22 protein-coding genes and 1 tRNA gene are annotated in these 21,905 nt (G+C 56.1%); 9 read left to right on the forward strand and 14 right to left on the reverse strand.

All coding sequences use genetic code 11. The features are described 5' to 3' along the window. Positions 1-363: 363 nt before the first annotated feature. Positions 364-612 (reverse strand): helix-turn-helix domain-containing protein, encoded by a 249-nt coding sequence (locus DZE2538_RS15160; RefSeq protein WP_038916704.1) that lies wholly within the window; start codon positions 610-612, stop codon positions 364-366. 99 nt (positions 613-711) lie between these two features. Here DZE2538_RS15160 and DZE2538_RS15165 point away from each other — a divergent pair, with 99 nt between their 5' ends. Both DZE2538_RS15165 and DZE2538_RS15170 read left to right on the forward strand, forming a co-directional pair. Then, the gene (locus tag DZE2538_RS15165) at positions 712-945 is read left to right on the forward strand and encodes a helix-turn-helix domain-containing protein (protein ID WP_023640572.1); all 234 of its coding nucleotides are present in this window, start codon (positions 712-714) and stop codon (positions 943-945) included. Positions 946-1,046: 101 nt separating this feature from the next. Further along, on the forward strand, positions 1,047-1,295 hold the full coding sequence (locus DZE2538_RS15170; protein WP_012885878.1) for a helix-turn-helix domain-containing protein: 249 nt from the start codon (positions 1,047-1,049) through the stop codon (positions 1,293-1,295). 168 nt (positions 1,296-1,463) lie between these two features. Here the strand turns inward: DZE2538_RS15170 and DZE2538_RS15175 are convergent. The 6 genes from DZE2538_RS15175 to gpt form a co-directional block, all read right to left on the reverse strand. Then, positions 1,464-1,539: transfer RNA gene (locus DZE2538_RS15175), tRNA-Thr, on the reverse strand. Between the two features lie 154 nt (positions 1,540-1,693). Next, positions 1,694-2,947, reverse strand: coding sequence for a glutamate-5-semialdehyde dehydrogenase (proA, locus tag DZE2538_RS15180; RefSeq protein WP_023640573.1), 1,254 nt, complete (start codon positions 2,945-2,947; stop codon positions 1,694-1,696). A gap of 10 nt (positions 2,948-2,957) precedes the next feature. Beyond that, positions 2,958-4,061 (reverse strand): glutamate 5-kinase, encoded by a 1,104-nt coding sequence (gene proB, locus DZE2538_RS15185; RefSeq protein ID WP_012885880.1) that lies wholly within the window; start codon positions 4,059-4,061, stop codon positions 2,958-2,960. A gap of 127 nt (positions 4,062-4,188) precedes the next feature. Continuing rightward, positions 4,189-4,548, reverse strand: a complete 360-nt coding sequence (gene crl, locus DZE2538_RS15190; RefSeq protein WP_023640574.1) for a sigma factor-binding protein Crl — start codon at positions 4,546-4,548, stop codon at positions 4,189-4,191. Positions 4,549-4,798: 250 nt separating this feature from the next. Continuing rightward, positions 4,799-6,049 carry an esterase FrsA gene (frsA, locus tag DZE2538_RS15200; RefSeq protein ID WP_023640576.1) on the reverse strand — a complete coding sequence of 417 codons (1,251 nt, stop codon included), beginning with the start codon at positions 6,047-6,049 and terminating at the stop codon, positions 4,799-4,801. Between the two features lie 213 nt (positions 6,050-6,262). Beyond that, a complete protein-coding gene (gene gpt / locus DZE2538_RS15205) occupies positions 6,263-6,721 on the reverse strand; it encodes a xanthine phosphoribosyltransferase (RefSeq protein WP_023640577.1) in 459 nt (152 codons plus the stop codon). Between the two features lie 231 nt (positions 6,722-6,952). On the opposite strand from gpt, the gene DZE2538_RS15210 reads away from it, so the two are divergent. Then, positions 6,953-7,147 carry a hypothetical protein gene (locus tag DZE2538_RS15210; protein ID WP_012885884.1) on the forward strand — a complete coding sequence of 65 codons (195 nt, stop codon included), beginning with the start codon at positions 6,953-6,955 and terminating at the stop codon, positions 7,145-7,147. 266 nt (positions 7,148-7,413) lie between these two features. Beyond that, positions 7,414-8,874 (forward strand): beta-Ala-His dipeptidase, encoded by a 1,461-nt coding sequence (gene pepD / locus DZE2538_RS15215; RefSeq protein WP_038916705.1) that lies wholly within the window; start codon positions 7,414-7,416, stop codon positions 8,872-8,874. A gap of 72 nt (positions 8,875-8,946) precedes the next feature. On the opposite strand, the gene dinB is transcribed toward pepD, so the two are convergent. Further along, entirely contained in the window at positions 8,947-10,005 is a 1,059-nt protein-coding gene (dinB, locus tag DZE2538_RS15220; protein ID WP_019845248.1) for a DNA polymerase IV, read from the reverse strand. A 322-nt stretch (positions 10,006-10,327) separates the two neighbouring features. On the opposite strand from dinB, the gene dpaA reads away from it, so the two are divergent. After that, on the forward strand, positions 10,328-11,053 hold the full coding sequence (gene dpaA / locus DZE2538_RS15225; protein ID WP_012885887.1) for a peptidoglycan meso-diaminopimelic acid protein amidase: 726 nt from the start codon (positions 10,328-10,330) through the stop codon (positions 11,051-11,053). Here dpaA and DZE2538_RS15230 read toward each other — a convergent pair. Both DZE2538_RS15230 and lpcA read right to left on the reverse strand, forming a co-directional pair. Continuing rightward, entirely contained in the window at positions 11,024-11,791 is a 768-nt protein-coding gene (locus tag DZE2538_RS15230) for a class II glutamine amidotransferase (protein WP_019845247.1), read from the reverse strand. The two genes, dpaA and DZE2538_RS15230, sit on opposite strands and share 30 nt — an antisense overlap. Positions 11,792-11,857: 66 nt before the next feature. Then, positions 11,858-12,439 (reverse strand): D-sedoheptulose 7-phosphate isomerase, encoded by a 582-nt coding sequence (gene lpcA, locus DZE2538_RS15235; RefSeq protein WP_012885889.1) that lies wholly within the window; start codon positions 12,437-12,439, stop codon positions 11,858-11,860. Between the two features lie 355 nt (positions 12,440-12,794). Here lpcA and fadE point away from each other — a divergent pair, with 355 nt between their 5' ends. After that, complete coding sequence (gene fadE / locus DZE2538_RS15240; RefSeq protein ID WP_038916706.1) at positions 12,795-15,245, forward strand: acyl-CoA dehydrogenase FadE; 2,451 nt, start codon at positions 12,795-12,797, stop codon at positions 15,243-15,245. 61 nt (positions 15,246-15,306) lie between these two features. On the opposite strand, the gene mtnK is transcribed toward fadE, so the two are convergent. Continuing rightward, positions 15,307-16,509, reverse strand: coding sequence for an S-methyl-5-thioribose kinase (mtnK, locus tag DZE2538_RS15245; RefSeq protein WP_038916707.1), 1,203 nt, complete (start codon positions 16,507-16,509; stop codon positions 15,307-15,309). Between the two features lie 185 nt (positions 16,510-16,694). Here mtnK and mtnA point away from each other — a divergent pair, with 185 nt between their 5' ends. Next, positions 16,695-17,726: an S-methyl-5-thioribose-1-phosphate isomerase gene (gene mtnA / locus DZE2538_RS15250; RefSeq protein ID WP_038916708.1), complete on the forward strand. Its 1,032-nt coding sequence runs from the start codon at positions 16,695-16,697 to the stop codon at positions 17,724-17,726. Positions 17,727-17,807: 81 nt separating this feature from the next. On the opposite strand, the gene DZE2538_RS15255 is transcribed toward mtnA, so the two are convergent. From DZE2538_RS15255 to DZE2538_RS15265, 3 genes are read right to left on the reverse strand one after another with little or no spacing between them, the layout of a single operon-like run. Further along, a complete protein-coding gene (locus DZE2538_RS15255) occupies positions 17,808-18,350 on the reverse strand; it encodes a 1,2-dihydroxy-3-keto-5-methylthiopentene dioxygenase (protein WP_038916709.1) in 543 nt (180 codons plus the stop codon). Continuing rightward, the gene (gene mtnC, locus DZE2538_RS15260) at positions 18,347-19,057 is read right to left on the reverse strand and encodes an acireductone synthase (protein WP_038916710.1); all 711 of its coding nucleotides are present in this window, start codon (positions 19,055-19,057) and stop codon (positions 18,347-18,349) included. Before mtnC ends, DZE2538_RS15255 begins: the two co-directional genes overlap by 4 nt. Continuing rightward, positions 19,054-19,668, reverse strand: a complete 615-nt coding sequence (locus tag DZE2538_RS15265) for a methylthioribulose 1-phosphate dehydratase (protein ID WP_038916711.1) — start codon at positions 19,666-19,668, stop codon at positions 19,054-19,056. The genes mtnC and DZE2538_RS15265 overlap by 4 nt, the downstream gene beginning before the upstream one ends. A 201-nt stretch (positions 19,669-19,869) precedes the next feature. On the opposite strand from DZE2538_RS15265, the gene DZE2538_RS15270 reads away from it, so the two are divergent. Together DZE2538_RS15270 and DZE2538_RS15275 are read left to right on the forward strand one after the other, a co-directional pair. Beyond that, positions 19,870-21,027 (forward strand): pyridoxal phosphate-dependent aminotransferase, encoded by a 1,158-nt coding sequence (locus DZE2538_RS15270; protein ID WP_038916712.1) that lies wholly within the window; start codon positions 19,870-19,872, stop codon positions 21,025-21,027. After that, on the forward strand, positions 21,015-21,782 hold the full coding sequence (locus tag DZE2538_RS15275; protein WP_038916713.1) for an amidohydrolase: 768 nt from the start codon (positions 21,015-21,017) through the stop codon (positions 21,780-21,782). Before DZE2538_RS15270 ends, DZE2538_RS15275 begins: the two co-directional genes overlap by 13 nt. The last annotated feature ends 123 nt before the right edge of the window (positions 21,783-21,905 follow it).

The following is a 21,905-nucleotide window of genomic DNA, read 5'->3' on the forward strand; positions in this document are numbered from 1 at the left end:
GAGCAACAACGCGATTGCAGCGATATGGCACAGTCTTCCCCACGCACATGGGGTGTTTCCAACAGGCATTGCATTCTGACAACACGGATCATGTCTTCCCCACGCACGTGGGGGGTGTTTCCGGTAAGATATAGCTCATTAACCTTTAAACTTCGTCTTCCCCATGCACGTGGGGGTGTTTCCCACGCAAGATGTCCGTGCGCCGCAGTTGGACTGTCTTCCCCACGCACGTGGGGGTGTTTGTTTGCCACGGGCTAGACGCGTCCCGTAGTTTGATTGTCTCCCCCACTCGATTTTGGAATACCCCAACTCATTTCATTCAGCCACCGCACTACGGTGGCATTTTTCGGGTATAGCCTGGCTTTAATCGCCGTTAACGTCTTTTCCCTGCCGTTGCGGCGTCATGCGCCGATAGCGCGACGGCCAGATTTCTTGCGGTGTTTTCTCTACTGCCTGCGCAATCAGTCTTTCCCCTTTCGGCCAATGCCGGGATAACGCATTCGCCAGCGTTGACGAGGCCAGCCCATGTTGGCGTGATAGTGCCGCCAGCGTGGTTCCCCGTTTTCTTAATGCGGCAATGATATCTGCCGGATGCCAGTCACCTGTTTCCATTACTGCTCTCCTTTTGCCCGCAACCAAATATCCCACTTTGGGATATATCGAAACATGACAGATATTCGATTTTAGGATATTCGTCAAGAGCATCATGTTATGGCATCAACTTATTCAGCCGAGTACCAGCGCATTATCAAAGCCCTGCGCGCAGCCAGAATCGCTCAAGGCGTGACTCAGGCAACGCTGGCACAAGCTCTCGGTAAACCACAATCCTTCATTGCCAAAATCGAGAACGGCGAGCGTAGGCTTGATATTGTGGAATTCATACACATCAGCCGCCTGCTTTCACTCGACCCTATCGTGCTCTTGCACCCGCTACTCAACAGGTAGTCACAGCGAGCCCCCTTTTCCAGACAGCGTTAAAAATCCTTTTTTGGGATAAAGCGAACTATCACCGATAGTGCACCAGACCCGCTTTCGAGACTCAACGCATGGCTTCCACCTACACCGCTGAATATCAACTCGTTATCAAAACGCTGCGTGAAGCGCGTATCGCCAAAGGCATCACACAGGAAATGCTGGCGCAGGCGTTGGAACGCCCGCAATCGTTTATTGCCAAGGTCGAAAACGGGGAACGCAGACTGGATGTGGTGGAGTTTGTTCAACTGGCTCGTTTGCTGGCGCTTGACCCCGCCCAGGTGCTTAACAGCATCCCTTTCAGGCTCAAGCCGCTGAGTTAACCCCGCATATTGTTGCTGGATAAACACAAACAACCCGCCCGGCACGATAGCACTTCAATCCTGTTCACAACGTCGGTAAACCCGGTTCAGCACACGGCGAAACGTAACCCCGGTGTAACCCCGGCGTAAAAGTCGATTCAGGAATTTGTGGTAACTTATTGATTTAGATGGTGCCGATAATAGGAGTCGAACCTACGACCTTCGCATTACGAATGCGCTGCTCTACCAACTGAGCTATATCGGCCCTGAGATCGTCCCGCGAGTGCGTGACGTGAACTACGGGGTGACAAACTAGTCAAATCATTACGGCAAGTCAATACTTACACGTATCGTCTGATGGTTTTCTAAGCGTCTTGCCCGACAGGCGCGCGCTCGCGGCTGCCGGGCATGGAAGGCAATCACGCACGAACCAGATCGTCGCCGTAACCAATCCATTTGTAGGTGGTGAGCGCTTCCAGCCCCATGGGGCCACGGGCGTGCAGTTTCTGGGTGCTGACCGCCACTTCCGCGCCAAGTCCAAACTGGCCGCCGTCGGTAAAGCGGGTGGTAGCATTAACGTACACCGCCGAGGAGTCCACTTCACGCACGAACTGTTCAGCACGGCTTAATGAACGGGTCAGGATAGCGTCGGAGTGTTGGGTGCCATGTTCACGAATGTGATCGATGGCATCGTCGATATCGGTCACCAGCTTGACGTTCAGATCCAGCGAAAGCCACTCGTCGTCATAGTTCGCGGCCTCTACCGCCGTGACATTAGCCGGGCCACCGTTTAGCAACGGCAGCGACGCCGGGCAGGCATGCAGGCTCACGCCTGCCTGCTTCATGCGCTCGCTCAGCGCAGGCAGGAACGTCGCCGCGATACCCTGATGCACCAGCAGGGTTTCCACCGTGTTACAGGTGCTGGGGCGTTGGGTTTTCGCGTTAACGATCACGTTCAGCGCCGGTTCAAACTCCATCGACTCATCAACGTAAATATGGCACACCCCGATACCGCCGGTGATCACCGGAATGGTGGACTGCTCGCGGCATAGCTTGTGCAACCCGGCGCCACCGCGCGGGATCAGCATATCCACGTAGCGATCGAGCTTCAGCAGTTGGTTGACCAGCTCACGATCCGGGCTTTCAATCGCCTGAATCGCGGCGGCGGGTAAACCGCACTCGGTGAGCGCCTGCTGGATAACCTTTACCGTGGCGGCGTTGGTGCGATAGGTCTCTTTACCGCCACGCAGTATCACCGCGTTGCCGGTTTTCAGGCACAGGCTGGCGACATCCACCGTCACGTTCGGACGGGCCTCATAAATCACCCCGACGACACCGAGCGGCACCCGGCGGCGCTCCAGTTTCAGGCCATTGTCCAGAATACGGCCGTCGATGATTTCACCGACCGGGTCATTCAGGCGGCACACCTGGCGCACATCGTCGGCAATCGCTTTCAGGCGCGCCGGGGTCAGTTGCAAGCGATCCAGCAATGCCTCGCTCATGCCGTTTTCTCTGGCCTGCGCCAGGTCCTGCTCGTTGGCGCTCAGAATGGCGTCATGCTGGGCTTCCAGCAGATCCGCTATCGTCATCAACGCCTTGTTTTTCTGGCTGGTGCTCAGCGCCGCCAGCTGATAAGAGGCTTTTTTAGCCGCTTTACCCATTTGCTCAAGCATCGCCTGCTCCTTAAATAATGATCATGTCGTCGCGGTGGACAGCAACCGGGCCGTATTCGTAACCCAGGATTTCAGCAATCTCCTGGGAGTGATGCCCGGCTATCATGCGCAGTGCGTCACTGTTGTAACGGGTGACAGCATGGGCCAGGTCACGGCCGTTCAGGCTGCGGATGCGAATGACCTCGCCACGGGAGAAATTGCCCGCCACCTCGCGGATGCCTTTGGGCAACAGGGAACTGCCGCGCTCCAGCATGGCGGCCAGCGCACCGTCATCCACGGTAATTTCACCGGCAGGCGGCGCGCCGAAGATCCAGCGTTTGCGGCTTTCCAGCGGGGTTTCCATAGCGTGGAAACGGGTGCCGACCGAAACATCGTTAATCACATCACCGATAACGCCAGCGCGATTGCCTGCGGCAATCACCACCTCGATACCGGAACGGCACGCCACGTCGGCGGCCTGCAATTTGGTGGACATACCGCCCGTCCCCAGGCCGGAAACGCTGCCACCGGCAATCTGACGCAGTTCGTCAGTAACGCCTTGTACTTCACGGATAAGCTCGGCGTCCGGGTTCGTGCGCGGATCAGCGGTAAACAGCCCGGTCTGGTCGGTCAGCAGCAGCAGCTTATCGGCATCCGCCAGCATGGCGGCCAACGCCGACAGATTGTCGTTATCGCCGACTTTGATTTCCGCTGTCGCCACCGCATCATTCTCGTTAATCACCGGTACGATACGGTTATCCAGCAGCGCACGCATGGTATCGCGGGCATTAAGGAAACGTTCCCGGTCTTCCAGATCAGCACGGGTCAGCAGCATCTGCCCCACATGGATGCCATAGATGGAAAACAGTTGTTCCCACAGTTGAATCAAACGGCTTTGCCCTACGGCTGCCAGCAACTGCTTGGTGGCGATGGTCGGTGGCAGTTCCGGGTATCCCAGATGCTCGCGGCCGGCGGCAATCGCCCCGGAAGTCACAATCACAATGCGATGCCCTGCGGCATGCTGCTGGGCGCACTGGCGCACCAGTTCGACGATATGGGCGCGGTTGAGGCGACGTGAACCGCCAGTCAGCACGCTGGTACCCAGTTTTACAACCAAAGTCTGGCTGCCACTCATAATTTTTCTGCCGTTGCGTTGAACAATAAACAATAAAAGGATGAAAAAAACGTTGTAACAGGAGAAACGCGCTATGCCAACCAGCACAACGCGAAAACCCCTGACTCCGGCGTGATGCCGGAGAGCATCATGGTCGTGCGGAGAGGGAAAAAGGTGGGTCGAGTTGTTCTACCAGCGCCTGCAGGCGGGTGTGGAAATCTTCACGGGTAGCCAGCACTTTCTCATGTACCTCAGTATCTTTGATGGTTTCTTCGCGCCAGTCGCCCACCTTATCAAACAGACCGATACGGTAGGTATAAAACAGGGTTTGATCCTGCCATTCCAGATTAAGCCACCAACCCCAAAACTCTCGCTTTTCCGGCGCAGGTTTTACATTGACACAAACCGCCAGGCAATCAAAGAAAAAATGCTTTTCTTCGCACTGATCTTCACGCAAATACGGCCCCAATGAGGCAAATTTCTTGATGAGCCTGCTTTTCACTGCCATGACACCCTCCTTTAAATCAGAAGACTTCCAAGCATTCACAGCGACGGAGTCAATCAACCTGCCAGAACTGCTGACACGGGTTCAAGTTTTTTTGCGTCCGTCGTTTCAGGGCGCGAGCCGTGTCACACCACCACACACTATACGGGTAAATGCAGACGATATTGATAAGAAAAATTACTCATTTACAGTAATTTCTTTATCAATCGCCGTCACCCCCGACATGGGGGTGACAACACTAAAGGCGCGGGGGTTAGCGCAACTGGCGCTGTAGCCAGTCGGTCATCTGTTGCAGCGCCAGATGGAACGTCTGGTATACCGGTGAAAAATTCAGTGCCAGCAATTTCCCCTGTTGCGATGAATTAACTATCAACATCGACTCTTCCGGCGGGCTAATCAGGTCATCTTTCCAGTAGCCAGAAAGCATCGGCGTCGGGCAGCGTCGTCCCAGCAACCCCTGCATTTTGAGGGAGTAACGCCCCATCTCTACCAGCAACGCCGCATCGGAGGAATAGGTCATGCCAAGGCGGCTGGCGAGCACATCCATAAACATGTCGGGCACCTGCCGCTGACGCTGAGCATCCGACAGCAGGTGGTGCACAATCGGCCCCAGACAGGCGACCGCCCGTAGCCGGTTGGCTTCCAGATACGCCAGTCGTACCGCGATATTGGCTCCAAAGCGAAAACCAAAGGCACCGACGCGAGTGTGATCAATCCACGGCACATCCGGTAACGCCCGCAGCACCTGTTGATGGAGAAAACTGGAATCCTGATCCAGTTTCCAGCGTGAAGAAAACCCGACCGACGGCATATCCACCGTCAGCATCGCGAACCCTGCCGGGGCGAGATAATCCTGAAACAAGCGGTGATAATCGCATTGCAGCATGTCCAGACTGCCGCAGATCAGTACGGTGGGAAACGGTGCCTTCCCCTGCGCGGGCATATGCAAAAAAGCGGTCAACTGCCCGCCGCCGTCTACCGGAAAGGTCAGGGTTTTCAGTTCGTAGGGAAGATGAATAGCGGCTTCTTCATAAGCACGATTCGCCAGCGTCTGCGCCTGCTCGGCCAGTTCATCCCCTTTAAGATGGGGATAGGCGGCGATACTGTACAGGTTGGCGGCGTTCAGCCAGCATTGCCCCGCCTGTTCGCTCTGAGCATGCTGACCCGCTTGTTGTTGCCAGCGCATCCCCTGTGATACCCACTCGTAGATCCAGTTACCCCCGCGATAGCCAATCACTGTATCCAGCCGCTGCTCATCGCTGCGCGTCGCCTGGCTGGCGGCAATGCGTGATAGCACCTCTTCAATTTCCCACGGGTGCACACCACGCCAAATCCACAATAACCGGTTAAGCATCCGATACCAGTTGTTGGTGGTTTCACCTTCCAGCGCCGACTGCATCTCGGCCGAGCCGGGCGCATTGCGGGAGCGCTGAATAAGCGTAGAGGTTTCCTGATGTCTTACCGAGGGTTTAAATAGCGTTTCGGACAGGTTGGCCTGAACCACAGCTGCCTCCATGGACGAATCAACGACGGAACGATGAGGGTATGTGGGAAAAGTGTACCGAACAAACGTGCACCGGGCTATAGCGGTACCGCGCTATTCCGCCGACAAAAATTATCTTGCCGACAAAATCTATCAACCAGCAAAAACCATCAACCTACAAAAACAAACACGCCCGGCATAACCGGGCGCGTCGACGATAACAGCGGTATGGAATTAACGGCCGACCAAAGGCGGTATGAATACCACGCCCATGTCCCACGGCTGTTCAATCCAGGTATCCTGAGGGATATCGACTTCGTAGTCGTCTACCAGCGGCTTACCAGCCGGTTTGGCGAAAATAGTGATGAAGTGAGCTTTCGGGTACATTTCGCGGATTGCCTTGGCAGTACCACCGGTGTCCACCAAATCGTCGATCACGATGTAACCTTCACCGTCACCTTCAGCGCGTTTAAGCACTTTCAGCTCACGCTGGTTGTCATGATCGTAGCTGGAGATACACACGGTATCGACATTGCGAATACCCAGTTCGCGGGCCAGTAATGCCCCTGGAACTAAACCACCACGGCTCACGGCAATAATGCCTTTCCACTGTTCGGCCGGCAGCAAGCGCTGAGCCAGTTTACGGGCATGAATTTGCAACATATCCCAGGTGACGATGTACTTTTCACTCATAAAACATATCCCAGCCAACGATGAGGTCGGCTTAATCAGAGTCAGAAGGGGAAAATAAGGTTGCGCGAGATTATAGATAGCTGACCAGACAAAAACCAGTATTTATGTACACGACGGTAATTGGTAACTCACCGTAATTAATTAACCATTCGTAATGTGAAAAAGTTATTAGACGCGATGTTACAGATGCGTTACAAACAAGGAGAACAGAAAATAGCCAGGAGAATAGCCATGACGATGTTTGACAGTTTCCTCCTTGCACAACTGGATGTGTTCGCCCCTTTCTTTGTTATCACCATACTGACGGTGATTTGCTTCGAACTGAGCATCAGCTTGCGCCTGTTGCGCCAACGCCAACCAGCTTTGACCCCAATTGTAATTCATCGGCATGACGCTACGTCCGATTCGCCACGCCACACCGACTAATCACGCAGACCGGGAAGAGGGCTCCCCCTCTTCTCTGAACTTTCTTCCCAGGATTGTATTGCCTGAATTCGCACTCACGTATTCCGCCGTCTTCCACTTTCCGCCCCATCAGCCATGCATAATCCTTATACCGCGGACATTCTCTCCCACCGTGGGAAAGTGGTATTCTGTAGCAACGTGCCTGCGTCTTCAGGCGATCAATAACCATGTTGCTCTGGCATCACACGCCGTTTGTCGCGTAAATGCCTAACTGGAGAGGTTCAATAGTGTCTGCTTTGTCTCAACTCTCCCCACAGCCGCTGTGGGATATTTTTGCCAAAATCTGCTCTATTCCACATCCGTCTTACCATGAAGAAGCACTGGCTGCGTATATTCTGTCATGGGCAAAGGAGCGCGGCCTTCACACGGAACGCGATCAGGTTGGCAATATTCTGCTGCGTAAACCGGCGACGCCCGGCATGGAAAATCGTAAACCGGTAGTGATCCAGGCACATCTGGACATGGTGCCGCAGAAAAACAACGACACGGTACACGACTTCACCACCGACCCCATCCAACCTTATGTCGATGGTGAGTGGATCAAAGCGCGCGGTACGACGCTTGGCGCAGACAACGGTATCGGCATGGCTTCGGCGCTGGCGGTGTTGTCTGACGACAGCGTAGAGCACGGGCCGCTGGAAGTGCTGCTGACCATGACGGAAGAAGCCGGTATGGACGGTGCGTTCGGCCTGCAACCCAACTGGCTTCAGGGCGATATTCTGATCAATACCGATTCGGAAGAAGAAGGCGAAGTTTACATGGGGTGTGCGGGGGGTATCGATTTTATGACCCGTCTGCCATTACAGCGCGAAGCCGTTCCAGCCGGTTACCAGACGCTAAAACTGGTCATCAAAGGGCTGAAAGGCGGCCATTCGGGTTGCGACATTCACCTGGGGCTTGGCAACGTCAATAAACTGCTGGCGCGTTTTCTGGCGCACTACGCCACCGAGCTGGATCTGCGGGTTATCGACCTGCACGGCGGCACCCTGCGCAACGCGATCCCGCGTGAAGGTGCGGTGACCCTGGCGGTATCCGCTCATCACGTCGATGCCCTGAAAGACGCCGCGCAAGCCTATCTGGCCGTCCTCAAACATGAGCTCGCCGCCGTAGAAAAAAATATCACCTTGTTGCTGGAAACCGCAGACAGCACCACGGCTGCACTGACTACCGCCAGCCGGGATCGTTTCATCGCGCTGTTGAACAGCACACCGAATGGCGTTATCCGCATGAGTGACGACATCAAAGGCGTGGTGGAAACGTCGCTAAACGTTGGCGTCGTCAGCATGACCGAGACGCAGGCAGACATTCACTGCTTGATCCGCTCGCTGGTCGATAGCGGCAAAGACTACGTGGTTAGCATGCTGACTTCGCTGGGCGAGCTGGCGGGTGCTGATACTGAGGCCAAAGGCGGCTACCCTGGCTGGCAGCCAGATGCGCAGTCACCTGTGATGCATCTGGTTCGCGAAACGTACCAGAAGCTGTTCGGTAAAACCCCCAACATCATGGTGATCCATGCCGGTCTGGAGTGTGGTTTGTTCAAGAAACCGTATCCGGATATGGATATGGTTTCCATCGGGCCAACCATCAGAGGCCCACACTCACCGGATGAACGGGTTCATATCGCCAGCGTCGGTCAATACTGGACGCTGCTGACAGCATTGCTGAAAGCCATTCCGGAACGCGCCTAATCTGCGCCGGTGATGCCTGCTAATGCGGGCATCACCGCCAGATACCGAAACACGTTCGTTTACAGCCAAACGTCAATCCCACGGCAAGAGCAGTTGCCGCTCAAGTTGTGGGTCCATCAACGACACATGCAACCCCACCAGCCGCACGCCCCGTGCATCACGCCGCTGCTCCCAACTTTCACGCGCCAGCCTTAGCAAATCCGGCTTGTTGAGTACCGGCCAGACATGCTCCTGCGTGGTCTGACGAAAATCATCAAATTTCAGTTTGACCCCCTGGCGGGCGATATGCAGATCTGGGCGAACACGTCGCAGGCGTAGTTCCAGCTCGTCGTACAATCGTTCAATCAGCGCTTCGCAGGCAGTCCAGTCGTGAATATCCCGCGCCAGGGTCTTTTCTACGCCAACGGATTTTCGCAGGCGATCCGGCGAGACCTGGCGCTCATCAATACCGTGGCAGCGCTCCCATAGCACCCGACCGAATTTACCGAATTCCCGCAGCAACTCGCTCAGAGGGTAACGACGGACATCTGCACAGGTATGTAAACCGCACTCAGCCAGCCGCCGGGCGGTCACGTTGCCGACACCGGGAATTTTTTCCAACGGCAACGCCAGCAGAAACGCCTCCATCTGTGTGGGAGTAATCACACACTGCCCGTTGGGTTTGTTCTGTTCAGAGGCAACCTTGGCGAGGAATTTGATGGGGGCGACACCTGCCGATGCGGTCAGATGCAGTTCATCGGAAATCGTCTGGCGAATTTCTTGTGCCATCAGGGTGGCGGAGCCCCCGCAATACGGGCTATCCGTCACATCAAGGTAGGCTTCATCCAGCGACAGCGGTTCAATCAGCGAGGTATAGCGGGAAAATATCGCGCGAATCTGCAGGGAGGTGGCTTTGTAAACCTCCATACGGCCGGGCAACAAGGTCAAATGCGGGCACAGTCTCAATGCGGTAGCCGTCGCCATCGCACTGCGGACGCCATAACGGCGCGCTGGGTAGTTGGCGGTGCAAATCACACCACGGCGATCGGCACTGCCACCAATCGCCAGCGGAATATCACGCAGGCGCGGGTTATCCCGCATCTCTATTGCGGCGTAAAAGCAATCCATATCGACATGAATGATTTTTCGCATCGCCCCTCCGATTAACTGGATAAATATACAGTTAACTTTTACAGCAGGCAATCTCTTCTCTTTATGTAATGCCACCCTGTCGATGCGGCAGCGCGATTAGCCTGACGCCATCAGCCGGAATAGTCCGATTTTTTATTCTTTTTTCCTTCCTGAATAAAACAGATACGGTGATAATGTGGTGGCGCGACTTGACATCAGGCTATCCCTCGCTATGGGGCATAGCCTAATGGCAGGACCAAGCCTGACAGATAAGGGAATACGGGGGCATCACCGCCACACACCGTATCAGACAGAATCACAGTGCCAATAATCAGGATTAACAATGCACAAAGTCGCGTTTTCGCTTGCGATGTTGTTTATTTTACCTTCCGTCGCCATCAGCAATAGCTACGCCAATCAGGTCTCTCCGGTAGCGACAGAAACCAAACAGCAGGTTGCTGGTTCACCGGTTTATATTCAGATCTTCAAGGAAGAACGGGTGCTGGAGCTTTATGCCATGATTGGCGGCGAATACAAACTGGTACAGAGTTACCCGATTTGTAAATACTCCGGCGGTCTGGGTCCTAAAATGACCGAAGGTGACTTCAAAAGCCCGGAAGGGTTTTATCAGGTTGATTTAAAACAGCTTAAGCCGGACAGCCACTATTATCGCGCCATTAATGTCGGCTTTCCGAACGAGTACGACCGCGCGCACGGTTATTCCGGTCGTTACCTGATGATTCACGGTGAGTGTGTGTCTATCGGCTGCTACGCCATGACCAACAAATACATCGAAGAGATTTACACGTACGTGGAGAAAGCACTGCGCAACGGGCAGCAGAAAGTCGAGCTGGCGATTTATCCGTTCCGCATGACCGAGCAGAACATGAAACGTCACAGCCGCTCCAACTACTATAAATTCTGGAGTCAGTTGCAGCCGGGCTACGCTTACTTCAACCGCATGCATCAGCCGCCAGCGGTGTCAGTGCTCAACGGGCAGTACGTGGTTAACCAGTCCGCGCCCGTTGGTCAGCCTGAATCACATTACGCGCTCGCCAAAACAAAATAACACGAACTCGCCTGGCAGAATCCGATGCCAGGTTTCGTTGCCGGTCAGCGGTTGCGTCGCCAGCACAGTGACCACATCGTTAGGTGTGGTCTGCTGCTGAAAGTCTATCTCGACATCGTCATCCAGTAAGGTCGCTTTGCCAAACGGTGCCCGCCGGGTGATCCAGTGCAAGTGCGTCGAGCAAAATCCCATCACGAACTGCCCGTCCGACAGCAACATGTTAAACACGCCTTTTTTGCGTAGCTGCTCGGCCAGTGTGGCGATGTAGCGAAACACAGCAGGCCAGTTAGACGGCGTACGCGGGTAGCGTTGCGACAACTGGTACAACAGCCAGCAAAACGCGTACTCGCTATCCGTTTCCCCAACCGGGCGAAAATGGCCGGTCTTCAAACGCCGATAGCCCTTAAGCTGACCATTATGGGCGAACGTCCAGTTCCTGCCCCACAACTCACGGGTAAACGGGTGGGTATTTTCCAGCGCGACCGCGCCACGGTTAGCCTGACGGATGTGAGAAACCACCGAGCAGGATTTAATGGGATAGTTCTGCACCAATTCGGCAATCGGCGAGGTAAAGCTGGGTAGAGGGTCTTTAAAGGTACGGCAGCCGTTTCCTTCGTAGAACGTAATCCCCCAGCCATCACGGTGCGGCCCGGTACGGCCGCCCCGCTGCATCAAGCCGGTAAAACTGAAACAGATATCCGTTGGGACGTTGGCACTCATCCCAAGCAGTTCACACATGTCTGGTTCCTTTCACTACTACTGTTGCTGCTGCGCCGTATGACGACGGCGCCTCATGGCAGGCAATCAGTTGCCAGCCATTTCCTTTTCAATCAACTGGATCAGAATATGGATAGCCTTGATGTGCACTTCCTGAATCCGGTCGGCGTAACCGAAATGCGGTACGCGAATTTCCACATCGGCGGTACCGGCCATTTTGCCGCCGTCCTTACCAGTCAGTGTAATCACCTTCATACGCTTGGCACGGGCCGCACTGATAGCCTTGATGATGTTGCCGGAATTACCGGAAGTGGAAATCCCCAGCAGGACATCCCCTTCACGCCCCAGCGATTCGACATAACGAGAGAACACGAAATCATAGCCGAAATCGTTACTGACACAGGACAAATGACTTGGGTCAGAAATGGCGATAGCCGGGTAACCAGGGCGGTTTTCACGGTAGCGGCCGGTGAGTTCTTCAGCAAAATGCATAGCGTCACAATGAGAACCGCCGTTACCGCAGGAAAGCACCTTTCCGCCTGCCTTGAAGGCATCCGCCAGCAAAACCGCCGCATCCTGAATCGCCTGAATATTGGCATCATCACTTAAAAATGTATTCAGTGTGGATGCCGCTTCTTTCAGCTCATTACGGATTAAGTCCTGGTACATGGAATCCTCTCATTCAATGACATCATGATATGTAGGCGGAGCCTCTGGTGAGGCATGGGGTGAAACATCGGGCCATGATGAACCCTGTTACCGGGCGATGCCCGCCATTCCACGCCATAAAGAGACGCAACCTGTATTGCCGTGCAGTGTAGCGGATCGCCCAAACGACGAGAAGCAGACAATTGCCAAACGACGGCATCGCGCACCCGAGGTTTCATCCGGCAGCGAGTTTGTGAGTTAAGTTGTAATTGCGTTGTAAATGAATTGATAAAAACAGCTTACTGAACTAAAACCACACTATACCAACAGGTCAGACCACAAACGTAAACGGATTAAACGGGCTGGAGAATAAATCATGGTTGCAGTCAGTGTCCTGATCGTCTTGCTGCTTATCGGCGCTCTGCTCTACCACCGGGCTTCACTGTGGCTGAGCAGTGCGGTGCTTGTACTCTGGGTTGCCGTCATGGCGTCGCTGCATGTGTGGTCAGCCTGGTTGCTGCTGCCGCTTGCTCTTGTACTCGTGCCGTTGCTGGCAACGCCGTGGCGGCGGCGATGGTTAACCGCACCAGCGCTGGCGGCGTTCCGCCGCGTTATGCCGCCGATGTCGAAAACGGAAAAAGAGGCGATTGATGCCGGTACCACCTGGTGGGAAGGCGAATTATTTCGCGGCACGCCAGACTGGCGCACCCTGCATGCTTACCCCCGACCGGCACTCACACCGGAAGAACAGGCATTTCTGGACGGGCCGGTGGAAGAAGCCTGCCGCATGGCAAACGACTTCGAGATCACCCATGAGCGCGCCGATTTACCGCCAGAACTGTGGGCGTTCCTGAAACAACATCGCTTCTTCGCGCTGATCATCAAAAAAGAGTACGGCGGGCTGGAATTTTCCGCTTACGCGCAGGCGATGGTGCTGCAAAAGCTGGCGGGCGTCTCCGGCATCCTGGCAATCACCGTCGGCGTTCCCAATTCGCTCGGCCCCGGAGAATTGCTGCAACACTACGGCACCGACGAGCAGAAAAACCACTACCTTCCCCGGCTGGCGCGTGGTGATGAGATCCCCTGTTTCGCGCTGACCAGCCCGGAAGCCGGGTCCGATGCCGGTGCTATCCCTGATCTGGGCGTGGTGTGCTACGGCCACTGGCAGGGGCAACAGGTACTGGGGATGCGGCTGACCTGGAACAAACGTTATATCACGCTGGCACCGGTCGCTACCGTGCTGGGGCTGGCGTTCCGGCTTTACGACCCGGATCACCTGCTGGGCTCCCAGGACGATGTCGGCATTACCTGTGCGCTGATCCCCACACAGACCGACGGCGTCAAAATCGGCCGTCGTCATTTCCCCATTAATATTCCGTTCCAAAACGGTCCGACGCAGGGCGAAAACATTTTCGTTCCGCTGGATTACATCATTGGCGGGCCGGGCATGGCAGGTCAGGGCTGGCGGATGCTGATGGAGTGCCTGTCCGTTGGCCGAGGCATTACCCTGCCGTCCAATTCGACCGGCAGCATGAAAAGCGTGGCGCTGGCGACCGGTGCTTACGCCCGTATCCGCCGCCAGTTCAAATTGCCGATCGGCAAAATGGAAGGGATTGAAGAACCGCTGGCCCGCATAGCAGGCAACGCCTACGTGATGGATGCCGCCGCGACCCTCATTACCAGCGGCATCATGCAAGGCGCGCGGCCATCGGTGCTGTCAGCAATCGTCAAGTACCACTGTACCCATCGCGGCCAGCGCGGCATCATCGATGCGATGGACATCACCGGCGGTAAAGGCATTTGCCTCGGCCCGTCTAATTTTGTCGCCCGTCACTATCAGGGGGCACCGATCGCCATCACCGTCGAAGGTGCCAATATTCTGACCCGCAGCATGATCATCTTTGGGCAGGGCGCGATTCGCTGCCATCCTTACATACTCAAAGAGATGAACGCGGCGCAGAATAATGACCTGAAAGCCTTCGATCAGGCGCTGTTCGGCCATCTGGGCCACGTCGCCAGCAACGCCATGCGTAGCCTGTGGCTGGGCCTGACCAACGGGCGAACCAGTCGCGCCCCGGTCAACGACGTCACCCACCGCTACTACCAGCGTCTGAACCGGCTGAGTGCCAATCTGGCACTACTGGCCGATGTGTCGATGGGGGTTCTGGGTGGTAGCCTGAAGCGCCGCGAACGTCTTTCTGCGCGGCTGGGCGATGTGCTAAGCCAGCTCTATCTGGCGTCTGCCACGCTTAAGCGTTATGACGAGGAAGGTCGCCAGGAGGCTGACTTACCGCTGGTGCATTGGGGTGTGCAGGACTGTTTGCATCAGGCGGAACAAGCCATCGTCGACCTGCTGCGCAATTTCCCCAACAAACTGGTGGCGCGGTTACTGCGTGTGATGATTCTCCCGCTAGGACAAGTTAGCAAGGCCCCGAGCGACCAGTTAGATCACCAACTGGCGCGACTGTTGCAGGTACCGTCCGCAACCCGCAGCCGGTTGGGACGTGGCCTGTATCTGCACACGGGTGCTCATCACCCGGCGGCGCAACTGGAACACGCACTGCGCGATATTCTGGCTGCAGAGCCGATCTATCAGCGTTTATCGCAATCGGCAGGTTACCCGCTGCCCTTTATGCAACTGGATAAACTGGCGGAACACGGGCTGGCGGAAGGGGTGATTACGCCGGAAGAAGCCAACCTCTTGATGCAGGCGGAAACCAGTCGGCTGCGCTCTATCAACGTTGATGACTTTGCCCCGGACGCGCTAAGCGCACACAAGGTGGAGAGCAGGCAACGAGTACCGGTTGATGCTGATACCGTCGCCTGACAGGTCTGGCGCTTTTTCTGGTTGAAACATCGGGAAAAAGCGCCGGATTAATGCGTTATTCTCAGGCACCACTCTGACGCACGCGCGCCAGCAAGGCTTCAGGGCCATCGATATGCGCGGCGGCCAACACCAGCGTCTTGCCAAGCTGAATCGCATGGCGCTGGCAGGCCTGACGAGCGGCCTCATCGGCAATGGTATCGAGATCAGCGACATGCGCCAGCCCGATGGTACGGCGAATCAATTCGGTGCCGCAGTAACCGACCGTGTCCTGCCATACCTGTCGCAGAAACTGTTCAACGTAGCCATCCACCGCCAGCGCCGGGTCACGGCTCTTTTCATGAGCCAACGCCGCAAAACGTGTAGCGAAGGTCTGCCATACCGTCACGATATCCGCCAGACGGCGTTCCCGTGCATCGACAGCTTCACGTGGCGGCAACAACCCTGGCAGCCCGCAGTAATTCAGCAGCAGGTTACCCAGCACTGTACCAACATCAAACCCTATCGGGCCGTAAAAACCGAATTCCGCATCGATCACCTTCAGGCGGTTTTCCGCCACGAAAATAGAACCGCTGTGAATATCACCGTGCAACAAGGCTTCCGCCTTGCTGAGGAAAGCATGCTTAAGCGCCGCGATGGCGCACAGCAGCGGGCGATCATCCCGTAATGCCAGCACATCAGCCAGCAGCGCCGGGTCAAACTGATTGCGCTCATGTTCCCTGTACGGGTCGGTGAAAAACAGATCTTCGGTGATCTGACACAGTTCCGGGTTGGTGAAACGACTGACCGCCGCTTTTTTCTCATGGGGAGACTGGTAGAAATCGCTATGGTGGAACAACGCCTGTGCCAGATACTCACCCAGTTGTGCCGCCGCCTGCGGATAATCCTGCCCTTTCACCAGTTCACGCCGCCAGATCTCATGATCAGACAAGTCTTCTTGCACCATCACCGCCAGTACCGGGTCATGATGCAACACCGCCACCGTGTGCTGCGGGCAATGCTGTGCGTGTGCCAGCAGCGTTTCCGCTTCAATACGGGCGCGATCCAGCGTTAACGGCCAGGATTCACCGACACAGCGAACGTAGGGCAACGCCTGCTTGACGATCACCCGGCTGACGCCTTGTGTATCACGGATCTTGAACACCAGATTCAGGTTACCGTCGCCTATCTCATCGGCTGTTATCAACGACTGCGGATCCGCAACCCCGCCATACTGACGGGCGTACTGCACGGCATCGTCCGCGTTAAAAGTACGGTAAAGTGACATGGTCAACCTCGTTTATCTACCTAGTGTGATGAATGTGTTTGCTATTTCTTGTTGTGTTATCAGCGCCATATCTTTTGAAGTATGGCGGGTATAGACATAAAAGCGTTTGGACGTCTATACTTCTGTAAAGCATATTGGCAGAATAAGAATTCTGATGCAATAACGCAACACGGATTTAACCACCCATGCAGACTGTTAACACCACCAGCCTCAACCTCGTTGATAATCAGTTGTGGATCCTTGACCAGCAGGCGCTGCCGCAGGAAAAAATCTGGTGCCCCTGCCCGGATGTCGACGCACTGGTCGAGCACATTCGTGCTCTGCGGGTACGCGGTGCACCGTTAATCGGGCTGTCCGCCAGCCTGTTGCTGGCGTTGCTGGCAGAGCAAGGTCTGTCACGGCCGCAGTTGGTCCAGGCGTTGGAAACATTACGTGCCTCCCGCCCGACCGCCGTTAACCTGATGAACAATCTTGACCGTATGAAGCAGGCACTGGCGAGTGACGATTTCGTCAACGCCATGGCGCAGGAAGCGTTACGGCTGATAGAAGAGGATAAGGCGCTGTGCGAACGCATCGCGGACAACGGAGCCGGGCTGGTAAAACCGGGTAGCCGCCTGTTGACCCACTGCAATACCGGCGGGCTGGCGACGGCGGGCGTGGGGACGGCGATCGGCGTCATCCTGCGTGCTCACCAGCAGGGCAAAGTGGAGAACGTCTGGGTGGATGAAACCCGTCCGCTGTTGCAGGGCGGGCGTTTGACCGCCTGGGAACTGGGCGAGCTGGGTATCCCCTATCACCTGATTTGCGACTCGATGGCTGCGTCACTGATGGCACAAGGCCAGGTTGATGCTATTTGGGTCGGTGCGGATCGCATCGCTGCCAACGGCGATGTCGCCAATAAAATCGGCACCTACAGCCTGGCGGTGCTGGCACACTATCACGGCATTCCGTTTTACGTCGCCGCCCCCCACACCACCCACGACCCTCACTGCCCGGATGGCAGCGCGATTCCCATCGAGCAGCGCGCCGCCAGTGAAGTCACCGGGGTAGCCGGTAGCTTCGGCCAGTGCCAGTGGGCACCGCACAACTCCCCGGTGTATAACCCGGCATTCGATGTCACTCCCGCAGCCCTGATTAGCGGCTGGGTACTGGATAGTGGTGTGGTCACCCCTGAGCAGGTTAACGCCGGTATTTTTCAGCAACCGCTGGCGGGATAAGGCGAGATAAGACTCGGGTAATAAAAGCAGCACAGAGAACAGGCCGTACGCGGGTATATTCCGCCACGGCCTGTGACAGCATTACGCCAGTTTCGGGTAGGCGTCGGCGATGGCATCACCAGTGAACTGCGCAATCCAGCCATCCGGGTTATTGAACAGGCGAATGGCGGTGAAATGCGGCTCAGAGCCCATATCAAACCAATGCGGCACCCCGGCAGGCACCGACAGTAAATCGTTCTTTTCGCACAGTATCTGGAAAATCTGGCCGTTTACGTGCAGGCAGAACAACCCAGCGCCTTCCACAAAGAAACGCACTTCATCTTCACCGTGGGTATGCTCAGACAGGAATTTGCTGCGCATCGCCTCTTTTTGCGGGTTGTCAGCGCGGATGCTAACCACATCCCAGCTCTGGTAGCCCTTTTCCGCCACCAGTTTATCAATTTCATGCTGATACGCCGCCAGCACCTCTTCAGAGGAAGGGGTGGCCCCTAAATCTCTGTCCGCCTGCCAGCGTTCAAACTGCACATTAATAGCGCTCAGTTGCTGGGCGATAGCCTCGGCGTCGCGACTTTGCCAGACGGGCTGATGGGCGTCCGTATCACTGAAGATAGTTAAAGCACTCATGACGGTTCTCCTGTTTGGTTGCTCTGACAGGCATTCAGGTCTACCTGATCAAAACGGTTTACCTGCCGATGCTGACTTTCAACATCAGCGTCATCGCGGATCAACTGGCAGGTGTGCCAGCCCGCTTGTGCAGCTGCATCCAGTTCCTGACGAATATCGGACAGAAACAGCACCTTGTCCGCGGTCAGGCCGATTGAAGCGGCGATAGTCTGGTAGGACGCGACCTCACGCTTGGCACCAACACCGGTATCGAAATAGCCGGAAAACAATGCGGTCAAATCCCCCGCATCGCTATGCCCAAACAGCAGACGCTGCGCTTCCACCGACCCGGATGAATAGACGTACAGCGCGATGCCCTGCTCACGCCAGGCCTGTAATTGTGGGGCGACATCCCCATAAACATGGCCGCGAAAATCACCGTTGTGGTAACCACTGCGCCAGATAATGCCCTGCAACAGCTTCAGTGCCGGTGATTTGCGGTCCTCATCCATAAACTGATTGAATACGGCCAGCAGTTGCGCGGACGAGGCTTCCGGCTGCTCCAGTTCCTGGCGCGCCAGCGTCAGCGCGGCAGCGATCTCCGGGTCATGCCCAGCCTGTGCCACCGCGTCGGCCAGACGCGCGCGGGCATACGGGAACAACACGTTATGCACAAAGCGAATATCGCTGGTCGTGCCTTCAATATCCGTGACAATCGCCTTGATCACTTGGCCTCCAGTAAACGTCGTTGTAATTCACACTGGAACAGGAACTCTAACCCTTCCAGATGACGGCGAGCGTCTTTGACATCATCTCCCCAGCAGTACAGACCGTGCCCACGCACCAGAAAACCGTAATGCAATGGCGAGTTCGCATGATAGGCGGCAACCTGCTCTGCCAGTGCCGGAATATCCTGAGAGTTATCGAAAATTGGAATGGCGACCGCATCCAGATGAGTACGCTGGCCGCTTAGCGACTTCTGCATTTCGTATCCCTGCAACACCAGCGCCTCACTTTTCTCCACCCGCGACAACACCGTCGCGTTGACCGAATGGGTATGCAGCACCGCCCCTACCGTCGGGAACAGGCGATAAAGCAGCGTATGCAACCCGGTTTCCGCCGACGGTGTGCGCCCGCTCGGTACATGGTTGGTGGCGATATCGACCAACAGGAAGTCTTCCGTGCTCAGGCTGCCTTTGTCTTTACCGGATTCGGTAATCAGGCATTGCCGCTCATCCAGACGCACGGACATATTGCCGCCCGTCGCCGGGCACCAGCCTTTTTCGCCGATCCAGTGGCAGGCCGCCACCAGTGCGGCCAGTTGTGGAATTTCACTCATAACGCATCCTGTACAGGTGAAGCTGCCACCCGGTTATCTTCTGGGATAAAACCGGGTAATGAGCCTGCTTATTATATTTAGTTCTAGCTTATCAAATTACGGAATTTAGCCGTTTAAACGTCCAAGCGTCTTGATTGCCAAATACTAGCATCCTGTATATAGTGGCAGCAATAACAGCCTTGCAGGAGTCCTTTTTCAGCCATGAGCGCCGCACTGATTCCAGACAGTAAACTCCCCTCTCTCGGTACCACCATTTTTACCCAGATGAGCGCCCTGGCGCAGCAACATCAGGCGATTAACCTGTCGCAAGGCTTCCCGGATTTTGACGGCCCCGACTACCTGAAACAGCGTCTGGCCTATCATGTCAGTCAGGGGGCGAACCAATACGCACCGATGACCGGCGTGGCACCGTTGCGTCAGGCGATTGCGGAAAAAACCGCCGCGCTCTACGGCTGGCAGCCGGACGCCGACAGTGAAGTGACCGTCACCGCCGGTGCCACTGAAGCGTTGTTTGCTGCCATCAGCGCGCTGGTGCGCCCGGGCGATGAAGTTATCTGCTTTGATCCCAGCTATGACAGCTACGCACCGGCGGTGCAGTTGGCGGGCGGGACGCTGAAGCGCATTGCGCTGCAACCACCAGCGTTTCGCGTCGACTGGGCCGCGTTTAGCGACCTACTGAACGACCGCACCCGGTTGGTGATCGTCAACACGCCGCATAATCCGTCCGCTACTGTCTGGCAGCAGGAGGACTTCCGCCAGCTCTGGCAAGCCATCGCCAGTCGCGCTATTTACGTGCTGAGCGATGAAGTGTACGAGCATATCTGCTTTGCCGCTGACGGCCACGCCAGTGTGCTGGCGCACCCGGAGCTGCGGCAGCGGGCTATCGCGGTGTCCTCGTTTGGTAAAACCTACCACATGACCGGCTGGAAGGTCGGCTATTGCGTTGCCCCGGCACCGATCAGCGCCGAATTGCGGAAAGTACACCAGTACCTGACGTTTTCCGTCAACACGCCAGCGCAACTGGCGTTGGCCGATATGTTGCAACAACAACCGCAACACTGGCGCGAACTGCCCGATTTTTACCGTGCCAAACGCGACCGGTTTGTTAACGCGCTGGCAGCCAGTCGGCTGGAGATCCTGCCCTGCGAAGGCACCTATTTCCTGCTGGCGGACTACCGGGCCATTTCCAGCCAGGATGACGTCAGCTTCTGTCGCTGGCTGACCGAGCATGTCGGTGTGGCGGCGATCCCGCTGTCCGTTTTCTGTGCCGCCCCCTTCCCTCACACGCTGATTCGGTTATGCTTTGCCAAACAGGAATCAACCCTGGATGCTGCTGCGGAGCGTTTATGTCAACTTTAAAGATAACCCTGCTACAACAACCGCTGGTCTGGATGGATGGCCCCGCCAACCTCAGCCATTTTGACAGCCTGTTAGGCGACATTACCGACCGTGACCTGATTGTATTGCCGGAAATGTTCACCACCGGCTTTGCGATGGAAGCCGCTAAAAGCAGCCTGGAACAAGCGGTGGTAGAAGACTGGCTGAAACAGTGGGCACAGCGCAGCAATGCATTGGTCGGCGGCAGCGTGGCAGTGCAGACCGGCAAGGGCGCGGTTAACCGTTTTCTGTTGGCTGACCCGCAGGGCCGGGTATATCAGTACGACAAACGCCATCTGTTCCGCATGGCGGGCGAGCATGAATATTACCAGTCGGGTCAGACGCGAGAAGTCGTGGAGTGGCGCGGCTGGCGCATTCTGCCGCTGATCTGCTATGACCTGCGCTTTCCGGTGTGGTCCCGCAATCGTCAGGATTACGACCTGGCGTTGTACGTCGCCAACTGGCCTGCCCCACGCGCGCTGCACTGGAAAACCCTGCTGGCGGCACGGGCAATTGAGAATCAGGCGTATATCGCAGGCTGTAACCGCGTCGGCACCGACGGCAACGGCCACAGTTATCAGGGCGATAGCCTGATTATCGACGCACAAGGCGCGATTCTGGCCTCAGCGCCTGAGCACCAACCTGCGCGTCTTGACGCCGAGCTGTCGCTGGAAGCGTTGCAAAGCTATCGTGAAGCCTTCCCTGCCTGGCTTGATGCCGATAAGTTCAGCGTGTGATACAAGAGCGCTCAGGCGCTCTTGAGGCTGTTGACAAACAGCCGGGTTGTCTTGTGAACGGTGAAGTCTGCCTATTCAGTGAATGGTTTCGTGCGGGATAAACGGTGTAATTTCTTTGCTGCT

Source organism: Dickeya zeae NCPPB 2538, from assembly GCF_000406165.1.
Lineage (GTDB): Bacteria > Pseudomonadota > Gammaproteobacteria > Enterobacterales > Enterobacteriaceae > Dickeya > Dickeya zeae.